This is a genomic window from Parvibaculum sp. (assembly GCF_035511255.1).
Taxonomy (GTDB): domain Bacteria; phylum Pseudomonadota; class Alphaproteobacteria; order Parvibaculales; family Parvibaculaceae; genus Parvibaculum.
In genome coordinates this window covers 1-2,836 of the sequence record NZ_DATKFR010000016.1, presented here as the reverse complement: position 1 = coordinate 2,836, position 2,836 = coordinate 1, and the positions used below count along the sequence as shown (strand labels likewise).

4 protein-coding genes and 2 pseudogenes are annotated in these 2,836 nt (G+C 62.0%); all 6 read right to left on the bottom strand.

All coding sequences use genetic code 11. The features are described from left to right. Positions 1-284 (bottom strand): annotated as a pseudogene (locus VMR03_RS00550) (damage-inducible mutagenesis protein); the annotation flags it as partial. Between the two features lie 81 nt (positions 285-365). Continuing rightward, entirely contained in the window at positions 366-986 is a 621-nt protein-coding gene (locus VMR03_RS00545) for a class I SAM-dependent methyltransferase (RefSeq protein WP_325401211.1), read from the bottom strand. 49 nt (positions 987-1,035) lie between these two features. Next, the gene (locus VMR03_RS00540; protein WP_325401209.1) at positions 1,036-1,908 is read right to left on the bottom strand and encodes a hypothetical protein; all 873 of its coding nucleotides are present in this window, start codon (positions 1,906-1,908) and stop codon (positions 1,036-1,038) included. 45 nt (positions 1,909-1,953) lie between these two features. Beyond that, the gene (locus VMR03_RS00535; RefSeq protein WP_325401207.1) at positions 1,954-2,343 is read right to left on the bottom strand and encodes a DUF3574 domain-containing protein; all 390 of its coding nucleotides are present in this window, start codon (positions 2,341-2,343) and stop codon (positions 1,954-1,956) included. A gap of 62 nt (positions 2,344-2,405) precedes the next feature. Beyond that, positions 2,406-2,609: a hypothetical protein gene (locus VMR03_RS00530; RefSeq protein WP_325401205.1), complete on the bottom strand. Its 204-nt coding sequence runs from the start codon at positions 2,607-2,609 to the stop codon at positions 2,406-2,408. 32 nt (positions 2,610-2,641) lie between these two features. Next, a pseudogene (locus VMR03_RS00525) lies at positions 2,642-2,836 on the bottom strand (ferredoxin); the annotation flags it as partial.

The window sequence follows — 2,836 nt, the reverse complement described above, 5'->3', positions numbered from 1 at the left end:
GCGTGGCTCCCCTCGCACCAGAGAACCGGCGCCAGCGGAGCAGCCCCGGCAAAGCGCGCGACAAGGGCCGCCGTGAAGCCCATCGCCGCACCCATGTTGCTGTAATCGCTTGCCGCCACCTCGTGCAAAGCATCGCGTCGAAGCCCGCCGAGCGGCAATGCCTCATCAAGGACATTAGCCCCTAACGAGACAGTACGGACTTCCTTCCGGGAAGGAGGCGTTTCGCAAGAAGCGATGCGCGCGCGCAATTCTGCGACCAGCCCGGCGTTGCGGATTCTGGACATGAGGATGATCCATAGAATGTTCCTGTTTTGTTCTAGTATTCTCTCTCGTGAGAGTCAAACAGGAATCCCGCATCAAGAGATCTATACGCTTTGCGCCGTGCCCCAGTAATTGAAGCCGGCTACCCGGGGGGTCGACGGCAGATACATCGTCTGGAGATCGTCGATCTTGAACCCTGCGCTCTCGATCAGCGACGGCATCCGGCGATTGAGGTTGCAGCCGCCGAAAAGTACGCGCCAGACCGGATTGACCCGATTTTGCCATTTGAGCACATCGGCGTCGGGCGCGGCCCCGTGCTCGCAGAAGACGAGCCGCCCGCCCGGCTTCAATACACGGCGCATGCCCTCGAGCGCCTTCACAGGATCCGGAATCGTGCAGAGGCTGAAGGTGACGAGGACCGTGTCGACGCTCTTGTCGTCCAGCGGGATCTGTTCGCCCGGCAATCCGACAAACTCGACCGGGAATGGCAAATCCTTCGCCCGCTCGCCTGCGAGTTTCCACGAGGCCTCGGACGGATCGAGACCGATCACCTTCCTCACCTTCGTCGGATCGTAATAAGGAAGGTTGAGCCCCGTGCCGATGCCGATCTCCAGCACTGTGCCCTCCGCCATCGGCACGACCTTCTTGCGCTGATAGCGGATCGGCTTCGAACCGCAGGCGCAGTTGATGATATGCGGAACGATATGCTTTTCGTAGAAACCCATGACACGCCTCTCCCCGTTTCCCTCGGGAGATTATGCGCATGTCGCCGGATTACCGCCACTCGGAAACGCCGAAGCGCAGAAGCCGGTTGCCATCGATGGGGCCGAGGGTGCGGCCGCGTCCCTTGAGACCGAGCGCCGCAGCGCGCAGCAGGCGGTTTTCACGCAAGACATTCGCGCGCCTTATGCCGGTCGAAAGCGCGTCCCAGATCTCCTCCGGCGGCAGCAAGCCTACGTCGCCTGCAAGCGTCCGCCCCTCCACTGCGCGAGCGACGAGCGGATCAGCGATCCGCCCTCTTCCACGTCGCATGCCAGGTGCCGTCATGCCGTCAGCGACATGAGCGGCGGCAAGCGAGGCCAGTGCGGCATTCTTTGCCTGAACGACAACACGATCCGCGATGCCGGATGTTGGAAAATGCGCTTGTGCGCCAGCGATCGCGACGCCGCCTGTCTGTCCGCCGCCCAATGCGCATAAAAACTCGCCAGATACGGACGGCACGGAAATGTCCGCCGCTGGGCTCGCCCCACCGTCAACGTGAAAGGCGAGCGCATCACCCAGCATCGTAAGAACAAAATCGTTAGTCCCGACGCTTCGCATCGCGTTGAGCGCGATGTCACAAACGGCTCCCGGCAAGCCAACGAGCGAAGGCGGCAGGTCCTCGGACTTCGGGGTACCAACCGCCCGCGCCAGTGAACGCGCGGCGTCGAGGACTTGCCGTCCGGCGAGACCACGCGGCAAGAAATCCATCGAACCGCGCGCCGCCGCGACCAGTTCGGCGTCTGCCATAAGCATCCCCGCCATGTCGCGCGCAGCATCCATACCGGCATCGAGCGCCGCATGGGCCGTCTCGCCCGAGGCGACGAAACGCAACAGCCCGGGCCAGAGCTCGAAGCTCTTTTCCAGATATGTCTCCGTCTTGAGCATGGCCCGTTTTCGCAAGGACACCTCCACCTGTCCAGTTGCGAAACGTCACTCGACGATGTTCACCGGCTGATCGGTCTGCAAAACCGATTGCTGGCGGAAACGTTTCACATATGTCTGGCGGATTTCGCCGATCGCCTTCGTCGCAGCAGCCGTTTCGGGGTGCACGATGATGACGATCCTAGTCGGCTCGGAAACGACCTTCGACGATTTGCCCTTCGGGTCGCGCCACTGCCCTGTGGCGCTCAAGACTGTGAGCCCGTCGGGGAAACGCGGTGTCACTATTTCGGCAAGAAAGCGCTGCCACTGCTGTTCCGTAACGCGCCCGCCGCCGGCTATGCCAAGACCGAAATAGAGTTTCGTCTCGATCGCACCGGAGCCCGCGAAAGCAGGCTGTACGACGAAAACGAGAAGGCAGACGAGGACAAATCGTTTCATGGTGCACTCCCTTCCTTCTTTTTGACAGGCGGAAGGGAGATTTGTCCAGCGCCCTCGATCGCTCAGCCCTGCTGCTCGATCTTCTTCCTGAACCAGGCAATGGCGAAGGCGGCGCCGGGCCAGAGATAGCCGACGCCCATCAGCGTCCGGAACAGTGCGGACGGCACCTGAAGGTGAAAGACGAAGGATGCAATGACGATCGCCAGCGAAACGATGCTGATCGCGAAGACGGCATAGCTCAGGCGGAGTGCGTTTTCGTAAGTCATGCCGGGACTATGCCATGCTTTGCGCGCAAGCTCTAGGCGGCGTCCTTCAGGGCGACGTCGGCGATGCGCAGACGAAGGCCATCGAGTTCGGGCGTGAAGATGAGCTGGCAGGACAGCCGCGACCATGGACCGCCATAGTTCTGGTCGAGCATGTCGAGCTCGTCCTCGCGCGGCGCATGGAGCCTTGCCGCCCATTGCGGATCGACCTCGATCTGGCAGGTGCCGCA